This is a genomic window from Arenibacter sp. ARW7G5Y1 (genome assembly GCF_003201775.1).
Lineage (GTDB): Bacteria > Bacteroidota > Bacteroidia > Flavobacteriales > Flavobacteriaceae > Arenibacter.
In genome coordinates, this window is the sequence record NZ_QJJZ01000005.1 from 258953 (window position 1) to 284008 (window position 25056).

The 25056-nt window shown below is 36.4% G+C and carries 20 protein-coding genes; 16 read left to right on the forward strand and 4 right to left on the reverse strand.

Features of this window, described 5'->3' with window-relative positions:
* The first annotated feature begins 885 nt into the window (after positions 1 to 885).
* The 12 genes from C7972_RS09805 (at position 886) to C7972_RS09860 (ending at position 13431) form a co-directional block, all read left to right on the forward strand.
* Complete coding sequence (locus C7972_RS09805) at positions 886 to 2190, forward strand: oligosaccharide flippase family protein (RefSeq protein ID WP_110355984.1); 1305 nt, start codon at positions 886 to 888, stop codon at positions 2188 to 2190.
* Complete coding sequence (locus C7972_RS09810) at positions 2187 to 3368, forward strand: O-antigen ligase (RefSeq protein ID WP_110355985.1); 1182 nt, start codon at positions 2187 to 2189, stop codon at positions 3366 to 3368. Before C7972_RS09805 ends, C7972_RS09810 begins: the two co-directional genes overlap by 4 nt.
* A 275-nt stretch (positions 3369 to 3643) precedes the next feature.
* The gene (locus C7972_RS09815) at positions 3644 to 4297 is read left to right on the forward strand and encodes a CatB-related O-acetyltransferase (protein WP_110355986.1); all 654 of its coding nucleotides are present in this window, start codon (positions 3644 to 3646) and stop codon (positions 4295 to 4297) included.
* Positions 4298 to 4330: 33 nt separating this feature from the next.
* Positions 4331 to 5464 carry a glycosyltransferase gene (locus C7972_RS09820; protein WP_110355987.1) on the forward strand — a complete coding sequence of 378 codons (1134 nt, stop codon included), beginning with the start codon at positions 4331 to 4333 and terminating at the stop codon, positions 5462 to 5464.
* A gap of 13 nt (positions 5465 to 5477) precedes the next feature.
* Positions 5478 to 6482 carry a polysaccharide biosynthesis protein gene (locus C7972_RS09825; RefSeq protein WP_110355988.1) on the forward strand — a complete coding sequence of 335 codons (1005 nt, stop codon included), beginning with the start codon at positions 5478 to 5480 and terminating at the stop codon, positions 6480 to 6482.
* Positions 6482 to 6910 (forward strand): WxcM-like domain-containing protein, encoded by a 429-nt coding sequence (locus C7972_RS09830; RefSeq protein ID WP_110355989.1) that lies wholly within the window; start codon positions 6482 to 6484, stop codon positions 6908 to 6910. Before C7972_RS09825 ends, C7972_RS09830 begins: the two co-directional genes overlap by 1 nt.
* 126 nt (positions 6911 to 7036) lie before the next feature.
* On the forward strand, positions 7037 to 8137 hold the full coding sequence (locus C7972_RS24410; protein ID WP_181422850.1) for an acyltransferase: 1101 nt from the start codon (positions 7037 to 7039) through the stop codon (positions 8135 to 8137).
* Positions 8138 to 8306: 169 nt separating this feature from the next.
* A complete protein-coding gene (locus C7972_RS09840) occupies positions 8307 to 9443 on the forward strand; it encodes an NAD-dependent epimerase/dehydratase family protein (RefSeq protein WP_110355991.1) in 1137 nt (378 codons plus the stop codon).
* Between the two features lie 21 nt (positions 9444 to 9464).
* Positions 9465 to 10601, forward strand: coding sequence for a non-hydrolyzing UDP-N-acetylglucosamine 2-epimerase (gene wecB / locus C7972_RS09845; protein WP_110355992.1), 1137 nt, complete (start codon positions 9465 to 9467; stop codon positions 10599 to 10601).
* Positions 10602 to 10603: 2 nt separating this feature from the next.
* Positions 10604 to 11806: a glycosyltransferase family 4 protein gene (locus C7972_RS09850; RefSeq protein ID WP_110355993.1), complete on the forward strand. Its 1203-nt coding sequence runs from the start codon at positions 10604 to 10606 to the stop codon at positions 11804 to 11806.
* A 287-nt stretch (positions 11807 to 12093) separates the two neighbouring features.
* Positions 12094 to 12705 (forward strand): sugar transferase, encoded by a 612-nt coding sequence (locus C7972_RS09855; RefSeq protein WP_110355994.1) that lies wholly within the window; start codon positions 12094 to 12096, stop codon positions 12703 to 12705.
* Positions 12706 to 12738: 33 nt separating this feature from the next.
* Positions 12739 to 13431, forward strand: a complete 693-nt coding sequence (locus C7972_RS09860; protein ID WP_110355995.1) for an acetyltransferase — start codon at positions 12739 to 12741, stop codon at positions 13429 to 13431.
* 676 nt (positions 13432 to 14107) lie between these two features.
* Here C7972_RS09860 and C7972_RS09865 read toward each other — a convergent pair.
* Both C7972_RS09865 and C7972_RS09870 read right to left on the reverse strand, forming a co-directional pair.
* Positions 14108 to 15487 carry a CoF synthetase gene (locus C7972_RS09865; protein ID WP_110355996.1) on the reverse strand — a complete coding sequence of 460 codons (1380 nt, stop codon included), beginning with the start codon at positions 15485 to 15487 and terminating at the stop codon, positions 14108 to 14110.
* Between the two features lie 96 nt (positions 15488 to 15583).
* Positions 15584 to 15940, reverse strand: a complete 357-nt coding sequence (locus C7972_RS09870; RefSeq protein ID WP_110355997.1) for a hypothetical protein — start codon at positions 15938 to 15940, stop codon at positions 15584 to 15586.
* A 336-nt stretch (positions 15941 to 16276) separates the two neighbouring features.
* Here C7972_RS09870 and C7972_RS09875 point away from each other — a divergent pair, with 336 nt between their 5' ends.
* Both C7972_RS09875 and C7972_RS09880 read left to right on the forward strand, forming a co-directional pair.
* A complete protein-coding gene (locus tag C7972_RS09875) occupies positions 16277 to 18514 on the forward strand; it encodes a carboxypeptidase-like regulatory domain-containing protein (protein ID WP_110356079.1) in 2238 nt (745 codons plus the stop codon).
* 39 nt (positions 18515 to 18553) lie between these two features.
* The gene (locus C7972_RS09880; RefSeq protein ID WP_258364813.1) at positions 18554 to 18949 is read left to right on the forward strand and encodes a heavy-metal-associated domain-containing protein; all 396 of its coding nucleotides are present in this window, start codon (positions 18554 to 18556) and stop codon (positions 18947 to 18949) included.
* Between the two features lie 70 nt (positions 18950 to 19019).
* On the opposite strand, the gene C7972_RS09885 is transcribed toward C7972_RS09880, so the two are convergent.
* Both C7972_RS09885 and C7972_RS09890 read right to left on the reverse strand, forming a co-directional pair.
* Entirely contained in the window at positions 19020 to 20393 is a 1374-nt protein-coding gene (locus C7972_RS09885) for a tyrosinase family protein (RefSeq protein WP_110355999.1), read from the reverse strand.
* Positions 20394 to 20416: 23 nt separating this feature from the next.
* On the reverse strand, positions 20417 to 22246 hold the full coding sequence (locus tag C7972_RS09890) for a fibronectin type III domain-containing protein (RefSeq protein ID WP_110356000.1): 1830 nt from the start codon (positions 22244 to 22246) through the stop codon (positions 20417 to 20419).
* 458 nt (positions 22247 to 22704) lie between these two features.
* On the opposite strand from C7972_RS09890, the gene C7972_RS09895 reads away from it, so the two are divergent.
* A complete protein-coding gene (locus C7972_RS09895; protein WP_146216298.1) occupies positions 22705 to 23277 on the forward strand; it encodes a hypothetical protein in 573 nt (190 codons plus the stop codon).
* A gap of 34 nt (positions 23278 to 23311) precedes the next feature.
* Positions 23312 to 24670, forward strand: coding sequence for a hypothetical protein (locus tag C7972_RS09900; protein WP_146216299.1), 1359 nt, complete (start codon positions 23312 to 23314; stop codon positions 24668 to 24670).
* The last annotated feature ends 386 nt before the right edge of the window (positions 24671 to 25056 follow it).

Genomic DNA, 25056 nt, shown 5'->3' on the forward strand with positions numbered 1-25056 from the left:
TAATGTATTTGAATCAGGAAGTTCCATTTATGACTATAACATTAGTGCCTCCAAATATACAGGTCAGGTATTAATAGGAACAAACAACAGTGGCTCTTCCAATTATATAGATTTGGATAGCTCCAAATGGTCCAGTACTAATTGCAATTAAATATAATACAACCTACCGGCCAATCTAGTATATATTATTATAACCAACTAGCGATCTCGAAATGGGTCCCTAGTTGGTTTTTAATTTTGTCTTAAGTATTGTGTAAATACTTCCATAATTTCTGATTAGCCTTTATGAAGACATTTTATATGGCCTTACTCACTTTCAACGAATACAAAAAGGTTTTTGCCATAGTTGATTTTCAAGAATTAATGGAGTGGATTTAAATTATTACGAATTACCAGAGCACTATTGCTTAAAACAACTTCAAAACCCAAAGGGCAACATATTTTCGTTACATAGATACCTTAAAACAAAATAGCGTATAAAACTATTGGTCTGATATGAAAGTCTCTGCAAAACTTTTTCACCCAATAAAAAACGAATATTTTTTGTTTAAAACACCTTACCATCCCAATACCACAAATACACTCTTCTTCCTATTTTAGGCCATTAAATTAGAATGATATCCAAACAATAGTCCAGATCTCCGACCTATTCATTAAAAAGTAAAATTACAGTTCAACGTTTTTTTTGGTCAAGTCTATAGGTTTATTTCTTTATGTAAAACAAAAATGCCAATTTTACTGCGTAAATCGGAAATAACACTATTCTAAAAATTCCAGTAATTTAGCGTATTTAATTATGTTTTTAAACACCTTCAATAAAATGACCCAAGCTTTACATGCATTGTCTTTTACAAAGCCGTGCATACTTTGAGACATAATGGTACTATGACATACATTTACAATCTTAAAAATCGCCTAAAGAACAGTAAGTTGGTCAATGATTCTTTCTGGGCTATTTTTGGAAATGTCTTGGGAAAGGGACTGTCACTACTTACGGTTATTATAATTGCAAGGATTTTAGGCAAAGAAGTGTACGGGGAGTACGGAATTGTAAATGGCACAATAGCCTCCATTTTGATCTTCACTAATTTTGGACTTAACTACACCTCAACCAAATATATCGCCGAATATAAAACTACAAAACCGGAATTATTATCACAAATAATTAAATCTTGCCGGCAATTAACGTTATTTTTTAGTGGATTTGCCACTTTGGTTTTATTCCTAGGGGCAGAATATATAGCAACTCATTTACTTAATTTACCCAAGTTATCTTTTTTTCTGCGTTTAATCTCAATTAATATTTTAGTTGGATCCCTATGCAGGACCCAGGAAGGCATACTTGCCGGTTTGGGAAAGTTCAAGGTTTTGGCCAAGATCAATACTATTATAGGTATTGGGAACTTTTTGATGGGTGTGGTCTTAACATATGTTTATGGACTAACAGGGGCATTCATATCTTCAATCTTTTTACAAATTCTATCTTATTTTCTTCTCAGGTACAACATTGTGAAAAATGTGGTACCTGTGGATAAAGAAATAAAAACGAAAATATCGTTACGAGAAATACTTAAATTCTCTACACCTGTTGCCTTGCAAGAAGCGTTTTACTCAATTATTACTTATTCAACAGGTTTATTATTGGTTCAATTATCAACTTATGGAGAGGTTGGACTAAGTTCTGCTGCCGTTTATTGGAGTGCCATAATACTATATATCCCCGGGATTTTAAGAAATGTTATACTGTCTCATTTATCTGCCACCCTGGGCAACAATAAGGCTAGGTTAAGAATATTGAGATTGATTTTAGTATTCAATTTTTGTGTAACTCTTTTACTTTCATTAACCGTATATTTCCTATCGGACTACATAGTAGCCTTTTATGGGGATAATTTCTCCGGACTAAAATTTGTTTTAAATATTTCCGTATTCACCACTATTTTTTCAAGCATGAGTAACGTCTATGCCCAGGCCTATATGTCGGAGAATAAAAATTGGCTCATGTTGTTCTTTAGAATTATTAGGGATGGCTCTATTTTTGGAATCGCCTATTTTTTGCTAACACAAAATGGAGGAATCGATGGTGCATTATCGTTGGCAAAAAGTTCTCTTTGGGCCAATATACTGTTCTTGATTTTGATAGCTGGATTTTATGAATTGATTATTAACAAAAACAAATCATTGACATGAAAAGATTGATTTTTATAATTTCTTTTTTTGTTTATAGCGGTTATTATGCAGGCCTTGCATTTATATTCTCCTTTAATCTTAGTTCGTTATCAAGGTTCTATTCCGTTCCGCTCAGAGTAGTAATGGCCTTAATTATGTTGGCTATCATTCATCGATTTAGGAAGCGTTTAGTGCAAAATACGAATGCACATTATGCCATCCTATTCATTGTCTTTTGGATTTTTTATACAGTAAAGGTGCTATTTACGGAATCCACTACTTCAAGTCATGAGCTGGCAAGAATATGGATCGAGTATCCACTTTATGCTTTGTTGTATGTAGTAATTCCGTTTATGGCCTATTATTCCATAGACATAAAAAAATACCAAAAAGATATTATAAACGGCTTTATATCCTCTGGATTCATACTGGGACTGGTAAGCCTATACCTATATGGCAAGTTTTTGGCCCAGGGGATCGGTCGCCTTAATCTGGTTAGTTACCAGACCGGGGAAGAAGTTCTTAACCCATTGGCACTGTCCTATGCAGGTGTCTTGACCATCGTATTGTGCATTTATAGATTGTTGATCCTAAAAGAAAGGAGGAAGCTGCAAATAGTGTATTTAATCTCCACGATTATATTGTCCTTTATATTGTTCCTACTCGGATCATCCAGAGGATCTGTGATTGCTATTATGTTAACCTTACCTGTTTTTATTGCCTATAGCGGAGTGAAACAAAAATTCAAATTTATTACAGTTTCCATTTTGTCGATCCCCATAATTATATGGGCCATGGAAGCAAGTGGCAGTAGTCTATTTGAAAGGATGGGCAACACCGTTGAAGACAAAGGGGGAGGTAGGGAATCTCTTTGGGCCAATGCTTTCTCTCATTTTTTGGAAAATCCCATATTTGGGGGTAAAATTGAAATCGGCGGTATTTATCCCCATAATTTCATCCTAGAAATACTAATGTCTACTGGATTGCTTGGTATAATCTTGTTTATGACCGTTCTGATCAAAGGTTTTTTTCTTGGAAGAAAGAATGCCAGCATAGACAACACCAGTGTATTTGCCCTATTGTTATTAGTTGTGGGCTTTTCCCAATACTCGTTTTCAGGGGGGGTATATACCGCTATCAACCTATTTGTTCCCCTGGGTATTATTTTTGGCATTCAAAACAACAACACCTCCAATTAGATTTTAAAATAGCATAAATATGAACTTGGAGGCCCAGCCCTACTTGCCGATTTACCTACAAAATTCAATAAAAAATAATTTAGACCCCCGCATAAACAATATTAAAAGAAAGTTTCAGTTTATTAAATAAATGAAATTAAAAATAATTAATCACAATAATGGGTATTTTCAAAATACCATATTATATCCCCCTGAGATTAGTACGACAGACCATAAACTTCTTAAATAAAAAACATAACCCAAAACAACGGACACTGAATTTCAGATAAAAACGTATGAAAAGATATTTGAACTATTTAATTTCCATATTTTCATTGAGAAAAATAGTCTACAAGGATATTTCTATATTCTCCTACTGGGACAAAAAATCTGATTTTACTAAATACACTAGGTTGGGTTCACATGTTCGATTATTGAATTCCCAATTAGGTAAATACACTAGAATAAGTAAGGGTTGTTCTATAGTGTATACTAAAATTGGAAATTTTTGCTCCGTTGCCGGTAACGTTCAAATTGGTGCCGGCAGACATCCCTTGAATTATCTATCTACCAATCAGGTATTTTACAATTATAATAAGCTTCAGAATAAATGGGTACATAAAATAGACTTTCAAGAGAATTTACCCATTAATATTGGTAGCGATGTATGGATTGGAACTGATAGTTTTATCATGGGCGGAGTAAATATAGGTCATGGTGCAGTAATAGGAGCCAAATCGCTTGTTACCAAAGATATTCCACCCTACGCAATTGCAGTAGGAATGCCGGCAAAAGTAATCAAGTATAGATTCCCTCCCGAAGTAATAGAAAAACTTCTGAAAATAAAATGGTGGGATTTTGATGATACCATGATAGAGCAACATTTAGAACTATTTAGAGAACCAAATATAGACCTCACTACTTTAAACAAATATTTTCCGGATAATTAATTCACTTAACAGTGATCACCAATTAACAATTCAATGCAAAAAAACAAACCGAAAGTTGCCTTGATTCCAGCCATAAGCCCCCTTTACAGATTATATGTTTGGGAAAAACTGGCTGAATTAAAGTCGCTGGATGTTACATTCTTTTTAGAAACCGAAAACAACATTGATAATATAAAATATATTCCTCTGGATATTCTTAATGAAAAATTTCAATGGAAGCGTATTCAAAACACATACCACTTTAGGTTCTTATGGCAAAAAGGGGTGCTAAAACTTCCTTTTAGTGATTATGATATTTTGCTCTTTAGTGGGAACATTAGATGTTTATCCACCTGGATTTCGAGTATACTTGCCCGAATAATGGGGAAGCGGGTCTATTTCTGGACCCATGGTGTGTATGGAAAAGAAAACAGGCTATCACTTTTTGTCAAAAGGATATTCCTATCCATTCCCACTGGGAATTTCTTCTATGGGGATCTATCTTTGCAAAAAGTTCTTTCCTGGAATTTTAACAAAGATCACAACCATGTGATTTATAATTCCCTCAATTATGATTTCCATAAAAAAATGAGGGAATCCCAAAGTAACGAAAATACATATATAGATCATTTTAACAACAAAAACCCAGTTTTACTTTTTATAGGCAGGTTGACCAGGATAAAAAAATTGGAGCAACTTTTATTGGCTGCAAAAAAGTTGGAAAATGAAGGGGAATTATACAACATCATCCTAATAGGTGATGGCCCGGAACGAGAGAGGCTACAAGAGATTTCCACTGACAATAACCTCCATACCTGGTTTTATGGAGAATGTTATGACGAGAATGAACTTTATAGTTTGATATCGCAGGCCGATCTTTGCATCTCACCCGGAAATGTAGGTCTCACCCTAATGCATTGCCTAAGCTATGGCACCCCGGTCATAACCCACAACGACTTCTCTTATCAAATGCCAGAGGCAGAAGCCATCGACCCTGGATTTAATGGGGATTTCTTTGAGAGGGATTCTATCGAGGATTTATCTCAGGCCATTAAAAATTGGTTTGATAAAAATAAAGCAGTGGATAGAAACATCATAAAACAAAGATGTTATTCCGTTATAGATGAGAAATACAACCCATACTATCAATCTACATTGATAGAAAAAGTGGCACTAAACAATATTTAAAAACAATTATTCCATGTTCAAAAACAAAACACTTTTAATTACAGGAGGGACAGGCTCTTTTGGAAACGCCGTATTAAACCGCTTTCTAGAAACCAATATAAAAGAAATACGCATATTTAGTCGCGATGAAAAGAAACAGGACGATATGCGGAACCAACTCAAAAACGAAAAAATTAAGTTCTATATTGGAGATGTAAGGGACTACAACAGTATAGCCAAAGCCATGCAAGGGGTTGATTATGTATTTCATGCCGCTGCACTTAAACAAGTACCTTCCTGCGAATTTTTCCCTTTGGAAGCAACCAAAACCAATGTCTTTGGCACCCAGAACACCATAGATGCTGCAGTGGCCAACAATGTAAAACGCATTATTTGCCTTAGTACGGACAAAGCGGCCTACCCTATTAATGCCATGGGAATCAGCAAGGCCTTAATGGAAAAGGTGGCCGTTGCCGCCTCTAGAAATATAAATAATGACAATACCATTGTTTGCCTTACCAGATATGGCAATGTGATGGCTTCAAGGGGGTCAGTAATTCCTTTATTTGTGAAGCAAATAAAGGAAAAAGCTCCCTTAACGGTTACGGATCCCAATATGACCCGTTTTTTAATGTCGTTGGAAGATGCAGTGGATTTAGTGATATTTGCCTTTTTAAACGGCAACCAAGGAGATCTCTTTGTAAACAAGGCACCCGCCAGTTCCATTGGTGATCTTGCTCAAGCTATTAAAGAAATTTTTAATTCCGACAGTGAAGTAAAAGTGATTGGTACCCGCCATGGTGAAAAACTATACGAGACTCTCTGTACCCGGGAGGAAATGCAAAAGGCCGAGGACATGGGAGAGTTTTATAGAATTCCTGCAGATAATAGGGATCTTAACTACAGCCGGTACTTTTCGGAAGGAGAAACCGACATTAATGTTATTGAAGATTATCACTCCCATAACACCGAGCAATTAACCCATCAAGCACTTAAAAACACCCTATTGAATTTAGACTTTATAAAAGAAAATTTATAATGGATAAAACCTTGGAAATTGAAGGGACTACTTTTTCTGACACCCGTGGGAAAATAAAATTTTTCAACACTTTTGATATGTCCCAGATTGTTCGCTTTTATGAGATTTCCCCAGACAATACTAGTATTATTAGGGGTTGGCAGGGGCACCATAATGAAAAAAAATGGTTCTATTGCCATAGCGGTAGTTTTGTGATCAACACTGTAAATATAATGCCAAAAGAAACTACACCCAACAATAGAATACCGCAAAGATTCGTTTTAAACGAAAATTCCCCTGTAATCTTGGAAGTTCCAGAAGGAAGTGCCACTGCCTTTAAATCCCTTGAAGATGGTTCCAAGTTGATGGTGTTTTCTGATTTTACCTTGGACGAATCCATGAAAGATGACATTAGATTTCCCTTGGAAACATGGAACGCCCAGTGGTGATTTTAAAAATTAAATTATTTCTTTTGGCACCTTTTTGTTTAATTATGGCATATGCGATTATGGTATCATTAAAACTTTAATTTATGAAATCCAATAAATTTCTACTATTGCAATTAAATAATGACAATGAAACTAAAGTATTACAATAACCTGGACGGAATTAGGGCCATAGCAGCTTTAATGGTAATGATTTTTCATTTTTTCCAGGCTTTTGACCCAAATTCTTATTTCTGGCAAACTATTAAAAAAGTATCCGTTTTTGGACAAACTGGGGTGACCCTATTTTTTGTTTTATCAGGATTTTTAATAACACGAATCCTTATTAACACAAAAGAGACTGAGGGTTATTTCAAAAATTTCTATTTAAGACGGACTCTGAGAATATTTCCTCTATATTATTTGTTTTTGATATTATCATACTTCATTGTACCATATATTTTAGATGCCAAAATTCCAGATTTTAGTCAACAAATTTATTATTACCTATATCTACAGAATTTTGCCAGTACATTTAGTTGGGATGCGGTTGGTCCAAGCCACTTTTGGTCTTTAGCCGTTGAAGAGCACTTTTACTTGTTTTGGCCCTTAGTCATATATTTATTTTCAAGAAAAAATCTAATTAAGATAATCATAGGTATAATTGTGTTTGCCCTACTTCTCAGAATATATATGGTCAATAAGGACCTGGACGTCTTTAAATTTACATTTACCAGGTTCGACTCATTGGCTATTGGGGCAATTTTGGCAATTTTGGAATTAAAAAATTACTTTACGAGTGAAAACATAAAAAAGTTTGTCATACTACTTTGTGGAATATTTATTCCCACAATTACGATATGGCTGTTTATATCAGGTGATAAAAACACCTACATACAAATTTTTAAATATTTACTTATTTCATTTACCTATTTTTCATTGATTGGGTTTGTACTATGTTTAAAAAGCGACCATTTAATTAATAAGTTTTTAAGATCTCGATTTTTGGTTTATACCGGAAAAATAAGCTACGGTCTTTATGTATACCATCCATTGGCCTACGCTCTATGCGACAATTACCTGAACACTAATAGTCAAATTATCAATCTATTAATCCGCTTTACGGCAACATACATTCTTGCTGCCCTCAGCTATCATTTTTTTGAATCAGCTTTTTTAAGGTTAAAGAAATACTTTGAGTATTCCGATAAACGAAAAAATGAAAAAATAGAACGCAAGTTGCTTATGTAAATACAACGTATTTTAATAATGTTTTAATAATCTTAATGATAAATAAGATTTATTATCTTATTCGAATGATTGTTCCTAACGATAAACAAGCACATTTTTTTTAAAATTAACCTAAACTGTGTCAAATTTTAAATTTAAATGATAATGTTCAACATGACCAATTTAACACATGAATAAAAAAATAGGAATCACCGGTCAGGCCGGATTCGTAGGTAACCATTTATATAATACCCTGTCTCTGGACGAGACCATAACATTGGTTCCCTTTGAACGTACTTTCTTCGGAAACAAAAAATTATTGTGCAATTTTGTTGCTGAATGCGATGTCATAGTTCATTTGGCAGCGATGAACAGACACGTGGATCCCAATGTTATCTATGAAACCAATATCGATTTGGTTTCCCAACTAATAGATGCTTGTACAACAGAAGATGTAAAACCCCATATTATATTTTCATCCTCTTCACAGGAAGAAAAGGATAACCTTTACGGCCGATCCAAAAAAGAGGGAAAAGAGAAATTAATTAAGTGGGCCCAGGAAGTGGGCAGTAAATTTACCTCCTTGACCATTCCCAATGTTTTCGGACCATTTGGAAAGCCAAATTACAACTCGGTGGTAGCCACATTTTGCCACAAAATAGCACATAACGAAAATCCCACCATAATAAACGATAGTGAGGTGGGCCTCATCTATATCAACGAATTGGTAGAAATCTTTATACAGTCTATTAAAGACTTCAATAAAAGTGGGCTTGCAGATGAAAATGTTAAGGAATTAAAGATTGCTCCAACAAAAAACATAAAAGTTTCCGAAATCTTAAGTTTATTGCAACAATATAAAACCGACTATTTGGAAAATGGAATTTTTCCCAGTTTGGAACAGAACTTTGAGAAAGCACTTTTCAACACTTTTAGGTGTTATATTCCAACAAGCCATTATCCCGTTAAATTTAAAAAGAACACGGACAATAGAGGTAGCTTTGTAGAGATAGCAAGAACTAATACCAGCGGACAGTTTTCCTATTCCACCACTGTTCCCGGCATAACTAGGGGAAATCATTTTCATACCCGAAAAGCCGAGAGATTTGCGGTGATAAGTGGCAAAGCACTTATACAGCTTAGGAAGATTGGAACAGATGAAGTCCTTGATTATTATTTGGACGGGGATGAACCTGCTTATGTAGACATGCCCATATGGTATACCCATAATATAAAAAATATTGGAGACACAGAACTAATTACCCTATTCTGGATCAATGAGCCCTACAATCCTGAGGATGCCGATACTTACTTTGTAAACGTATAATAAACATAAAAAAAACAACCATTGAAAAAGCTTAAAGTATTAACCGTTGTGGGTACACGCCCCGAAATAATAAGACTGGCCTGTGTTTTAAATGCCCTCGATGCCAATAAAGCTATTGATCATACCTTGGTACATACTGGTCAAAATTACGATTATGAACTCAATGAAATATTTTTTGAGGACTTGGGAATACGAAAACCCGATCATTTTCTTAATGCAGCCGGTAAAAATGCCACCGAAACCGTGGGGAATATCTTAATTGCCATAGACCCTATATTGGAAAAACTGGCGCCGGATGCCTTTTTGGTCCTGGGAGATACCAATTCCTGTTTATGTGCCATTCCTGCCAAAAAACGGAAAATTCCTGTTTTTCATATGGAGGCAGGGAATCGTTGTTTCGATCAACGGGTGCCCGAGGAGACCAACCGAAAAATTGTAGACCATATTTCAGATATAAATTTGACCTATAGTGATATTGCCAGGGAATATTTATTGAGGGAAGGTTTATCGCCAGATCGGGTGATCAAGACCGGTAGTCCAATGTTCGAGGTATTGGGAAATTTCAAGGCCAAGATTGAAGCTTCCGATGTACTGGAAAAACTAAATCTTGAAAAACAGAAATTTTTTGTAGTATCCTCCCATAGGGAAGAAAATATTAGCAATCCCAAAAACTTTGAAGGGCTTATAACTTCCTTAAACCAAATTGCGGAAAAATACGATTATCCCATAATTGTTTCTACCCATCCCAGAACCAGAAACATGTTAAATGAGAAAAAAATAAAAACACACCCCAATATTCAATTTCTTAAACCTCTGGGCTTTTCAGATTACAATGCATTGCAGTACCACTCTTTTGCTGTTTTGTCCGATAGCGGCACCATATCGGAGGAGTCCTCCATCTTAAATTTCAGGGCCCTGAACATTCGGGAAGCACACGAAAGGCCCGAAGCCATGGAAGAAGCTTCCGTGATGATGGTAGGTCTGAACCCAGAACGCATTATGCAGGCTCTGGAGGCTTTGGAAGTGCAGTCGCGTAATCCGAACAGGAATTTTAGGCCAGTTGCCGATTATTCTATGCCCAATGTGAGCGAAAAGGTAGTCCGTATCATTATTTCATACGTAGATTACATAAACAGAACTGTTTGGTCTAAAATTTAAAAATGAAAAAAATTATATTTCTTGCCCTAGGGTTTCCAAATGTAGAAAATAGCACCACTATCTGGACTGACCTTATAGGTGAGTTTAGCCAGCAGGGGCATGATGTCCTGGTAGTGGCACCCGCCTTGAAAAATAAAGAAGTTGGGGTAAAGATAGAAGGAGGTATTAAGGTTTTAAGGGTTTCTACCTTAGAATTGTTTAACACAGGGAAATTCAAAAAGGGAATTGCCAATGTACTGTTGCCCTATCAATATAAAAATGCACTAAGAAAAAACAAAATCGAACTGGATTTTGATCTTATTCTTATGCCTACCCCCCCTATTACCCTAACCAATGTTGCGAAATGGTTAAAGAAAAAATCGAAAACCAAAATGTACCTTATTCTTAGGGATATTTTCCCTCAAAATGCGGTAGATCTTAAAATGATGGCTCCAAATAGCCTTACGTATACTTACTTTCGGAAAAAGGAAATAGAGATGTACCAAGTCTCGGATGCTATTGGATGTATGTCCAATGCAAACGTGTCCTACGTTAAAAAACATAACCCGCAATTGGATCAAAGTAAACTGCATTTGTTGCCTAACTGGGAAAATGCACAAAGCCCTACAGCATCTGCCGATAATGAAAATATTAAAGAACAATATGGTTTAAAGAACAAATTTGTCCTCATTTTTGGCGGTAATATAGGCAAGCCACAAAAAATGGAGAATATCATTGAACTGGCCAAAAGCTGCTTATCTATTGATGATATCGTATTTATTATCATTGGAGAGGGTACCGAAAAGAAAAAAATAGAAAACCTTGCCAGCCAATACAATCTGAACAATGTCATCCTAAAAGATAAAATTCCACGTTCTGAATATAACGAATTATTGAGAATTGCAGATGTGGGGCTTATATCCCTTAGTGAAGATTTTACTATACCCAATTTCCCTTCCAAGGTCCTCTCCTATTTCAACCTCAAAAAACCAATACTTGCCTCAATCGATCTTTCTACCGATTTTGGCGACATGTTGGAGGATACCAATTCGGGGTTCTGGGCAGAAGCCGGTAAAACAGATTTATTAAAGGAAAAATTAATGACCTTATACCGCGATAAGGACTTACGCCTTCAAATGGGCCTTAATGGTTATAATTACAAAAATAAATACTTGCTTCCAGAACATGCATATTCAACAATAATTTCACATGTCAACGAAAAGTAAATCTTTTCCCAATTTGGATTTAGCCCAAGTTACAACGTACTTATTTTCCTTTTAACGTTTAAACTTTTAATATTGAATCCAAAATTTTATTTTTATAGGCATTGCTATTTATGTAAAGTAATAAACCCGGTTAATTTTTTAATATTTAGATTGTCTTATATTAACACGCTATAAGTTATCTTTGAAAACAGACCCAATTTATTTCCGATTAACATATTTAGATATCTGTAATATATATTATTGAACATAATGCCAACTTATTTTATTAATCACTACTTAGATTAACCATGTACTCCACCTTTTTTAAACGTTTATGTGACATTCTCATATCATTGATGGGTCTACTTATACTATCTCCTATTTTTATAGTGGTCATGATTATCCTATTTTTTACCAATAATGGAAAGTCATTTTTCTATCAGGAAAGACCAGGAAAAAATGGAAACATATTCAAGATTATAAAATTCAAGACCATGAACGACAAGAAGGACGAACATGGGGAGTTTTTACCTTTTGATAAACGTGTCACCAAAACTGGTCTATTTATTAGAAAATATTCCTTGGATGAGATACCACAATTGATCAATGTCCTGAAAGGGGATATGAGCATCGTAGGCCCTAGACCACTATTGGTACAATACCTTCCATTATATAATGAAACCCAGAAAATAAGACATGATGTAAAACCTGGTATTACCAATTGGGCACAAGTTAATGGTAGAAATGCCATTGATTGGGAAAAAAAGTTTGAATTGGATGTTTGGTATGTACAACATCTCTCATTTGCCCTGGATCTTAAAATTTTAGTTTTAACAGCCAAAAAAGTGATCCTTAAAGACGGCGTTAATAGTTCAGAAAACCTAAACATGCCCCCGTTTACAGGTTCACCCCAGAATTAAACTTATTTAAACCGACATATAAACTTTATTTAGATGGAGAACATATTAATTATTGGCGCCTCTGGACATGCAAAGGTTATTGTAGATATTATTGAAAAGCAAAAGCAATACAATATCTATGGCTTTTTGGATACTTTTAAAAAGAAAGGGGATAAATTGTTTGAATATACCATACTGGGTTCGGAAAATGATCTGAATGAAATCGTAGAAAAAAACAACATTAGTGGATGCTTTATAGCTATTGGAGATAATTGTACCAGAAAAATTATGTCCAGAAAAATTTCCACCTTAAATCCCAATTTAAAATTTATCAATGCCATTCATCCCAGTTCAATTATTGGCAAGGAAGTGACATTGGGCCATGGAATTGCCATTATGCCCGGTGTAGTTGTAAATAGTGATAGTAAAATTGGGGATTTCTGTATCCTAAACACCAACTCTTCGTTGGGCCATGATGGTGTTATGAATGATTATTCCAGTATCTCATCGGGGGTAAGGACAGGTGGAAATCTAAAATTGAATGAGTGTAGTGCAATATCAATTGGAGCTACCATAATTGAAAATATTGTAATTGGAAGGGATACGATTATTGGTGCTGGCTCTCTTGTAACCAAAAATATACCTAGTGAAGTTGTTGCCTATGGTATTCCCGCCAAAATAATAAAATCCCGAAGAGCAGATGACAAATACCTCTTTGGAGAAAAAAACAAGACCGGTAGATCTTAATCCCGGCATTACTGCAAGTACTAAGGTTTTCTTTAAAAGGGTATGATAGTCCTTTGGTCTATAAGCCTAACAAAATTGGAATTACCCATAGCCTTTCCCCGGAATTACTCCCAATACATCTTATCCGTTTCGTTCAAGTACTCCACACTCCGTAATCACCCGCCAAGAAAATTTGACCTCAATAGTGATTATTTAATGATGTAAAGTCTTATGGCGCTTAGGCTATGTCGTACTTTTAAATTGTTAAACCTTTCTACCTTAATTCGCCGTAGGGAATCATCCAGCTTGTCCTTGGTCTTGGCAGGAGTCCATCTACTCTTTGTATGTCTCTAGCCGTCCGTTGCAGACATCTTTATCAATAGCTGCAGATAACATTTGTGTACACCCCACAATAAAAACCTACATCATCCATATTTGTTTACTGACCCATGATGGCCGTACATATTTACGCACCGCACATGAGTCCTTTTCTATTGAATTACCAAAGCATAAAACATGGATAATGCACAATACTATATACCGTTATAGGTGGCAGGGTTTTCCCACTTAACTTTGGCCTAATATAAAATGATAAAGTAGAAAATACGGAATTTTATTATTTTCCGAGTTTTCTACTTTATCATAAAAAGATAGCGCCTTAGCACAAATGTACCCAACAAGAAATATATCCCATTTTTTACTTGGTGGACTCCAAGTCATAGCTACCTATGGGTGATTGCTGTGATATGTCCTTTGTATAGTTATTTTTCTTTATGGCATTGTTAATGACCAATTTTCTTTTTCCAGAAAGTAACAAGGGGATATCCTTAACGTATTCTACCACAATATTGGCATTCTCTCCGAAATACGTTTTATACTTTTCTACGACCTTTGATTCATTGCTATAATCAAATTGATCGTTCACTTTTAGTTTAATGGTATAGCTAAAGTCGTCCTCTTCCACAAACTGAAATTGATCGATACCTTTAAATTGCAGAATGTGGTGAATTATATGTGATGATACAAATTCGCCTTTGGTGTTGGTGAACATATCCATTTTTCTGCCTTCAATGACCGTAAATACCAAGCGTCCACTCTTATCTTTTTGTACCCTCCCAACATCACCGGTATCATATCGAATCATGGGCATACAATAATTGAACAGATCGGTAATAACAATCCTACCGGACTCACCGGATTTAACGGGAATATCCCGATTTAAATCCAAGATCTCCACATAATAACTGGCCTCATTAATTTCAAAATCGCGACTCCCATAAAATTGCTGACCAATAATCCCATTTTCAGAATTGGAATACCTAGATAAGGGCTCTATTTTAAAATACTTTTTAATGCCTTGTCTAACGTAATCATCCATACCTTCCGCCATGGCTATCACGGAATTCGTCTTAGATTTAAGTGGTTCGCTATTAATCTTATCAAGATATTGAATAATGGACCTAAGTGCCGAGTTATAAGCTAGAATATTTTTGGAGGACCTATCTCTTTCAAAACGGGTAAACCATTTGTGCAAACTGTTATCATTAATGTCGTCCACAGATTGCATATCAATATTCTGAATCTTGGACAACCAGCCACTTTTTTTGTATTGCTTATCCCATAACCTCAAATAATATAACCTAGCTCCCAATTCGAATCCTGATCGTTTGGAAAAGAACAGTGTATCGGCAATATTTCGCTCCCGTTTGCCTTTATTTTGTAAAAGTTTAAACGGATTACCTGTTGAACCACTTGTAGACACCTCATGATTATGCTTATCCAGATATAAGGTACTGGTAAATTTTTCGTAATTTTCTCTTATAAATGCCTTGTCCACAACAGGAAAGTGCTCCAATTTTGTACAATGTCCCCCCATTAAGGACTTATAGAAGGGAACCGTTTCAACCGCATGTTCCATTAGTCTCCCCAAATGTTCACTTCGGCGTTTTAAGGCCTTTGGCGAATTGGGGTCCGACTGAATATATTCAATATCCTTGAAATGTCTCCTTACCCTACCCCCTTTTAAAAAATCCACGGTCCAGAACAGAACTTTTCTTGCAAATTCCAATACTTTCATCTAAAATTTTATTTAGTCATTGTTAAAAAATTTTGGGGGAAATTTATATCTGTAATCATCTGTAATCATCTGTATCTATTGATTCATTATAATTTTTTAATTCTCTTTTATGGAACCTACATAGAGAATCCCGTCATGGATACTATCCAGGGTATAAGTAAAATTTTCAACCTTGCTATCCGGTATCTTTAAATATCGTGCATAATTCTTATCACCAATGGAACAGTAAATCAATGGATCATCTGTAAGTTGATCATAATTCAAAGCCTTATAAGCCGTAGTATCATTGGGTCTTAAATCTTCAAACTTCATTGAAAACAACACAACATTGGTGAAACTTTCATTCGTCTTATTTACCACTCTAATCTGTGTCCCCTGCAACTTTGGCATATCATTTTTTCCAGCGCAAAACACTAAAAAAACAAACGCCCCAATTACATATAAAATTTTCATGAATACTTTGTTATATCAGTGAACCACAACACTTACCAAACAGGTATTAACCTCTTGACAATAATGTAAATTTACATTTTTTAATATCAGCCTTATTCCTTTATCTACCAATAGCCAAAATAATCTTTGAAATACAACCAAGGTATATATTATCCAAGAATATTAAAAATGAGAGATTTACTCCTGGTGGTCAATACTTAATTCAGAAGTAAAGCGTTAGTGTTTTAATAAAGGTAATTCATACATTAGCTACTGCAAACCATAGTGTCAACCACAATTAAAACAGAAAACCTATTGTACGCCGAACTAGCAGGTTCCTCAATAAAATATCCCAACATGAAAAGTAAATTTGTCTTGATTCTATTATTTCTCAGTTCTATAATTTACGGACAAATAGAAATAAAAGGAACCATTCTGGAATATGACGGGACTGGAAAGGAAAAAGTGCTTCCGGACGTTAATATAATATGGTTAAATAGTAGTGTTGGGACAACTTCCAATGAGTTGGGCGAATTTAGTATTCCTTTTAACAAGGATTATAAAAAATTGGTGATAAGTTATGTGGGCTATAAATCAGACACCATAACGGTCAACAGGCCCAACCTTGGAAAAATCCGTCTGCAACCCGATATTGAACTTGAGGAAGTAGTAGTTCGCAAAAAACTTAATCCCATACAAAAATCCTTGTTCAATGTACAAAACGTGGTAACTGTGGATAGCCGGGAAATGCTAAAAGCCGCTTGCTGTAACCTATCTGAAAGTTTCGAAACCAATCCTGCCGTTGATGTAAATATTTCTGATGCGGTTACAGGTGCCAAACAAATTCAAATGCTTGGTCTAAACAGTCCATATCTCTTGTTTACCCAAGAAAACATGCCCTCCATTAGAGGAGCCTCACAAATCTACGGACTATCGTTTATTCCCGGCTCATGGATAGAAAGTATCCAAATTACCAAAGGTGCCGGAAGTGTACTCAATGGCTTTGAAAGTATTTCAGGACAGATAAACAGCGAATTGGTAAAACCTTTGATGGATCAGAAAGTCTTTCTGAATATGTACGGAAACAACTATGAGCGCTATGAACTAAACACGAGATATAACAAGGTGTTTTCTGATAAACTGGCCACCGGAATCTATTTACATGCCAATCTAAGGGATGGTATTATTGATAGGAACGAAGACAATTTTTTAGATACTCCTTTGGCAAAACAGATCAATTTTATGAACCGTTGGCAGTTCCTGGATTCAGAAAAAGGTTGGGTCAGCTTCTTAAATACGCAATTCCTATTGGATGAAAAACAAACTGGAGAAAAGGATTTTGACCCTAAAACCGATAAATTTACAAACAATGCCTGGGGCAGTGAGGTCAAGACTACCAGGCTGGACATTTCTGCAAAATTAGGCTATGTTTTTCCCGAACTACCCTTTCAAAGTTTTGGCTATCAAACCGCTTTTAGTACCCATGACCAAGATTCCTATTACGGCTACAATACATACAACATAGAACACACCTCCTACTATTCCAATGCTATTTTTAATAGTATTATAGGCAGTACCCAACATAAGTTTAAAACTGGCCTCAGTTTTAATTATGACCATTTTAATGAAAGAATCAATAATATGGATATGGACCGGGTAGATAATTCCGTAGGTGCCTTTTTTGAATATACTTATGATAATCTGGAAAAATTAAGTTTTGTTGCCGGACTTAGAATAGACAACCATAACAGATTAGGTTCGTTTATAACCCCTCGTTTACACCTCCGATATTCCTTATGGAACAAAGCTAGCCTACGTTTGTCCCTTGGCCGGGGAAAAAGAGCGGCAAATATCTTTGCTGAAAACCAACAACTTTTCGCCTCTTCGAGGGCCTTAAACATAATAAACGGTAACGGGAAGCTATATACCTTGAATCCAGAAATTGCATGGAATTCCGGAATAGGTTTTATTCAAAAACTATATCTTTGGAATAGATCCTTGGATATTTCATTTGACTATTACCGGACAGTATTTACCGATCAGGTAATTATAGATTGGGAAAGTCCACAGGAAATTGCTTTTTACAATTTGGATGGTAAGAGTATATCCAACAGCCTACAAGTAGATTTAAATTATGAAATTATCCAGAACATGGATCTAAGGCTAACCTATAAGAATTATGATGTTAGATTGGATTACCTGTCAGGAACACTGCAAAAGCCATTACAACCTGAACATCGCTTTTTTGGGAATCTAAGTTATGAAACATTGGAAAAATATAGAAAACGACATTGGAGAATGGATTTCACCTACCATTGGCAAGGGGAACAAAGATTGCCCAATACCAATACAAACCCTTCCATGTACCAGCTTTCAGAAACTGCAAGACCGTATAGCATAATAAACGCCCAACTTACCCGAGTACTAAATGAGAGGTTCGAAATTTATCTTGGGGGGGAAAATATAACCAATACTACCCAGAAAAAACCTATTATTGGTTCTGATGACCCTTTTGGCCCCTATTTTGATAGTACAATACTATTTGCACCAGTTTTGGGCGAAATCTATTATCTGGGATTCAGATACAAATTATAAAAGAAAAAAATAACCCTTGAAAATTTAATATATCAGACCATGTTCACAAAGCTTAAATTATCTAAAACAATACTTCTAACAGCTATTCTATTAATGGGACTTCAGTTAAATGCCCAAGAGAAAGGCAAAGATAAAAACAAGAAAACCACTTTTGAAGTTAAGGGCAATTGTGGAATGTGCAAATCAAGAATTGAAAAGGCTTCAATTAAGGTCAAAGGAGTAAAATATGTAAATTGGGATATTCCCTCAAAACAACTTACTTTAATAATGGATGAAAATAAATGCACCACCCTTGATGTCAAAAAAGCCATTGCCTTGGTAGGCCATGACACAGATTCCACCAAGGCAGATAGTACTACCTATAACAGCCTACCTCCTTGCTGCAAATTCAGGGATCCCAATAGTGTGCACATGGACCATGGCACCAAGCATTAAAAAATTAAAAAATTAAAACATAAAAAAAAGCAACCCATAGGTTGCTTTTTTTTATGTTAAAACGCTCTTATTATAACTTAACAACCCTTTTAGCCAATAGAATGTCCCCATTGGCATCTACAACCTTGATCACATAGAACCCAGCAGAAAGACCGTATAACTTATTAATAATTATATTATCGGTATTTTGAAAAGTCTCCTGCCTGATCAACATCCCCATCATATTATAAACCTCTACACTACAATTGGTGTTTTTATTAAGGTTAATGGTGATTTTTTCTGTAAAAGGATTAGGATAGGCCTGAATAATAACAGGAGAATCGTCCTTATTATCTTCTTCCCAGACTATAGGAGTGTTTATATTGGCATCGTAGTCATATGGCTTCTTAAGCCTGGCTACTTCACCCTTTCTTGATTTTCCTGCCAAATTGTTATTTACTTGATCAATAGTTGCCACAAAATTAGAGCCAGATGCTGCTTCAAAACCTGGCAGCAACCTAACCTCGTTTACGGATTCTATCCTGCAAGTGGTACCATTGGGCACTATAAAATTGTTTCCTGCTTCAATAACATACTGATAATAAAAAATTTCTTCGGCCCTATAGGTGTTGCTTACAATATAGTTATTTAAAGGAGCAAGTCCATTAGATCCGTAAAACACACCTAATGACCTCGTATCCGTAATGTCATTGGGGTTTACCAAAGGTAAGGTTTGCCCTCCAAAAGAATAGGTTCCATCATATCGGAGCATAGAAGTGGTCTCAAAAGAAGAGTTTTGATGAATTTCTTCCCAATTATACCAAACCCAATCCACAAAAGTATGGTGGAAATAGAATACCGGATCCCTTGGCGACAAAGGTGTAGGCATAGCCCCACCAGTCCATACGTGCGCTCCTCTATGCACCGGCCTTCTTTCCAGTTCGTTGGAAAACTCGAAGAAATTCGTCATAGCGTAGAGATTGGTCACATCCAAAGGTGTTGGCAAAGGCCCATTGCCCCCTAGATTTCTATTCAAACTCCAGTTGGCGTTAAAACTCCCCAGTAACTCCTGATCCCACAAGGGAGAAGTCGTGGATTGATCAGTGGAAGTATTCCACCATGCCAAACTAATTTTAGGATTTATGTCCTGTACAGCTTGTTCCATTTCAAACATTTGGCGTCTATGCCATGCCAAAAATATTTCCCGGCTCGGTTCATCTGGAAGGTTAAAGTGTAAATCCCTTCTTGTTGGATCGATGGTATTATCGAAATTAAAAAAGTCACTATGAAAATCCGCCAAATCAACAAATAAATCCGGACGTGTCCCATCCCTCAACGCATAAAAGGCATTGACCAACTCTGTTTTTTCATAATCCGTCATTTCCTGATAATTCTTTCGAATACTTTGCGCAAATACTGTATTGGCGAAGCATAAAAAAATTAAAATCCTGTAAATGTGTTTCATATATTGATGTGCTAAGACCTATTTTATTTATTTTCCTTTATAACCTCTTCCAATTTCTCCAATTTTTGGGCTAATGAGTCAATCCTTCTATTTTCCTCTTCAAGTAATTTTATTTTCTTTTCTTGTTGAATGGTATACAAGGTAAGCTCTTCGATCTTCCTCAACAATTTAGCATTCATTTGTCCTATTTCAATACCATTTTCTTCAACTTCGGAAGCACTAGGCATGTTCAACAAATATCCCTGCTCCAAAATATGATCTTCCACTTCTTGAAGTGAAGGCAGATTGTAGGTTTTTTCAAAAACATAATCGGGCCAGTTAACCTGTAATTTCACATTCACTTCCTCAGCGACCACGCTGCCCGCCACCGCAAGTCGATATCCTTGGGTATTAGTTGTTCCAATACCCACATTTCTATTCGCAAACAAATCCCTGGCTGTCCAATCAACTGTTTCGAGGTTGGAATTGGCAGAAGTATAATCTATCTCCCCACCACCATCTATGGTTGTAACATTGGCCGTATTACTAGCTGCGGATACATTTCCAGCAGCATCCCTTGCAATTACCGTAAAGGCATATGAAGTATTTTGCGCAAGTCCCGTTACATTAAATATCGTTTCCCCATCGGTAGTACCCACATTATTCCCATCTTGTAAAATAGTATATTGCGCAACCCCTACATTATCCGTTGAAGCCGTCCAAGTCAAATTCGTCGAATTAGTGGTAGTACCATTGGCCTCTAAATTTGTTGGAGCCGTAGGTGATTGATTATCAGCTGCCTCCAAAGTAGTTACGTTGGCCGTATTACTGGCGGCGGACACATTTCCTGCAGCATCCCTAGCCGTTACCGTAAATGCATAGGACGTATTCTGGGTGAGCCCCTCTACGTTAAATGTATTAGCTCCACTGGTAGTACCAACAAGATTTCCTCCTTCCAAAATGGAATACTCAGTTACCCCTACATTGTCTGTCGAGGCAGTCCATGATAGGGTGGTTGTAGTGGTTGTAGTTCCTGTTGCTGCCAGATTTGTTGGTGCCGTAGGTGCCTGATTGTCTACTGCGGTCAGCGTGGTTACATTGGCGGTATTACTGGCTGCGGATACATTACCTGCAGCATCCCTTGCGGTTACCGTAAACGCATAGGACGTATTCTGGTCGAGTCCCTCTACGTTAAATGTAGTAGCTCCAGTGGTAGTACCAATAACGTTCCCTCCTTCCAATATGGAATACTCTGTAACCCCAACATTGTCCGTCGAAGCGTTCCATGACAGGTTGGTTGAAGTAGTGGTGGTACCATTAGCCGTTAAATTTGATGGAGCTGTTGGACTTTGATCATCAACTACGGCACCGGCAGGTAGTATGGATACATTATCTACTAAAATAGTATTGCCCGCGGTAAACCTGGATGCATAATTACTAGTATATATTCTAATCATTGGATTGGCAGAAGTAGCCGTAACATTAAACACATATTCGGACCATTCAGTGCCAACAATAGGTGTCGTTTCAAATCCGGAAAGTCCCGACCAAACGGCAAAGGCTCCCGTAGTATTATTATTGACGCGAGGACCAAATTTAGCCCAAATTCTAATCGTATAATCCTGTCCAACAACCGCGTCAAAATTATAATCCAAGGTTCGACCACCATTGGCCGTTGAAACTACCACAAAGGAGAAGTTTCCGGATTGGGTATCAGTCCCGTCCACTGTTAAGGTAGCCTGTCCCGACCAACCAGCAGTACTATTGGATTCATTTGCCACCGAAACAGCATTTGCTTGTGTATGTAAGTCCTGTGCTACTAAACCTACGCTAAGAAAAAACAATAGTAAAAAAAGTAATTTTTTTGATTCCATAAATTTATCTATAAACAGTTTAAAATAATATGACCTTTTGGGAGGAAATTTTTGTTAAAATTATAATAAATCAAGCCTTGTTAAAAGAATAATCTATGAACTGCACTTAAATGGGTATAAATGGCAAAAAAAAACTTCCAAACCCTTGAAATAAAGTGAAGTTTAAACGATTAAAAAAGGTTGTATTTAAAATGTCAAATTAAGAATAGATATATTATAGGTATAGATGGGGCAATGCATGTCCTTTAAAAATATTAAAATCACATGCTTTTCCTTTCAATAAAAATGTAAACCCATATTCCTACAATGGATAATACATTACTTTTGTCGATTATATACATTCTTTTGGCTAAAGTTCGCCAAATTAACAGTCCCTATTTGTAACTTTAGGCCTTTAATCAATGTTATACCTTATTTTTTTAAATATGCGCAACACTAGGTTTTTCAAATTTGTATTTATGCTGATTCTTTTTACCGGCTTTACTGGTTGCAGTCCTGAAGATGGCACAGACGGTCTTAACGGCACCAACGGTATTGATGGCGCCGACGGAAGCAATGGATACAATGGACTGATCAAAACACTTGTAGAACAGCCAGGAGCGAATTGTTCCAATGGGGGATTCAGTGTTCAATCGGGTTTGGATATCAATGACAATGGTACTTTGGACACCAATGAAGTAAGCAGTACGGAATATTTGTGTAATGGGGACAATGCTGATTTTAATTATCAGTCCTATGTTACATTACTTAGTCAATCAGGAACTGAAAATCCAAGTTCGAACGTTCTGGAAAATACTTTGGAATTAAACATTGATTGGGTCAGGGAATCCCAGGGTAAATATGTGGGCACACTTGACAAAACAATAACCATAGGAAAAACCGTTATTTTCTACACCACTCCAACAACCCATACAGGGGTAAGGGGGGAAATAATTGGGGACAACCAGGTAAGAATAGAGTTACAAAACGGCATAAATGCATTTATGGATAATTTCACCAATTTATCCTTTGAATTAAGACAATATGAATAATCCTGTTAGGATCGGTTTTTACAATAACACAATCATGAAAAAAACACACATTGCACTCATAGCAGCATTCTTTTCCATCCTTTTCGGATATAGCCAAGGAAACTACTACCCAGCTTCGGGAAATGTAGGCATTGGCACACTGTCACCAAATTATAGCCTTGAAGTGGTTGGTTCTTTTAGTGCTTCTGAAATTTTTGTAAACGGAACAGAGTTTATAAGCTCCCCATGGAGTCTTAACGGTGCAAATACATTTTACAATTCTGGCAGGGTAGGCATAGGGACAAACAATCCAGGTTATGCCTTGGATGTTGCCGGAACCGTAAACGCTACCAATTTATTGATCAATGGCACGCCACTTCCCGGTTCAACATGGTCCCTTAATGGTACAAACGCATTTTATAATGCCGGCCGGGTTGGAATCGGGACCAACACACCTAATTTTGAACTGGATGTTGCAGGCACTATAAATGCTACAAATTTATTGGTCAATGGGGCGCCACTTCCCGGTTCTCCATGGTCCCTTAATGGTACAAGCGCATTCTATAACGCCGGCCGTGTTGGAATCGGGACCAACACACCTAATTTTGCACTGGATGTTGCAGGCACTGTAAATGCTACAAATCTATTGATCAATGGGGCTGCAATTCCTAGTTCACCTTGGTCCGTTGCAGGCAATGAAACTTTCTACAATATCGGTAATGTTGGGATAGGCAACAATAATCCTAATTTTGAACTGGATGTTACAGGTACTATAAATGCCAGTGAACTGAGAGTCAATGGAGCTCTTTTGCCCAGTTCCCCATGGACAGTGAACGGATCCAATACCTATATTATAAATGACAATGTAGGAATAGGCACCTCAAGTCCCGATTACAAATTGGATGTTGATGGAACCATCAACGCTACCAATGTATTGATCAATGGAGCTGCTCTACCAAGTTCGGTATGGACCACCTCGGGTTCCGATATTTTGTACAATACAGGAGGAGTAGGTATAGGCACCGTAAGTGTCCCTAACGGGTATCAATTGGCCATTGCAGGGGATGTCATCACCGAAGGGGTTACAGTTAAATTGCAAAGCAGTGGTTGGCCAGATTTTGTTTTTACAAATAGCTACGAACTTCCCTCTTTAAAGAAAGTTGAAAGTTTCATAGAAGAAAATGGCCATTTGGAAAATATTCCAAGTGCCGTTGAAGTCGGGGACAAAGGTGTGGAATTGGGAAATATAAGCTCTAAATTACTTCAAAAAATTGAAGAACTTACCTTGTATACCATTCAACAACAAAAGGAAATAGAGGAACTAAAGTCTTTCAACACCGAACTTATCAAGGAATACAAAACACTACTGTTGCAATTGGAGCCCAGAATCAGTGAATTGGAAAAAAAACAATAAAAGAAAGATAAATACTCCACAAGTATTGGATACCTAACCGAATCTCACATTAGGAGGAGTCATGTCTATTTTATTTATTACGGGAAACAAAAAAATAGTTGGTTGCATCCATTTAATTCAAAAAGCAACCTTATACCCAATTCTCTTCTAAAAAACGAGTTTCCACTTTGAACGTGCTGGAACGGAAGAACCAATATTATGGTAAACCCGAACCCAACAAGTGTTTTATTTAAACCCTTATTTTCATGTATCGGTACTTTCCCTACTTAAAGACAAGGGTTCATTATATATCGTTAGAATCATATTTAATGGAAAAGAACCGATAAAAACTACTCCAAAAAAGGGCTAAGGGACAAGTGGTTTCAATATTTGAAGATTCAAAAAAA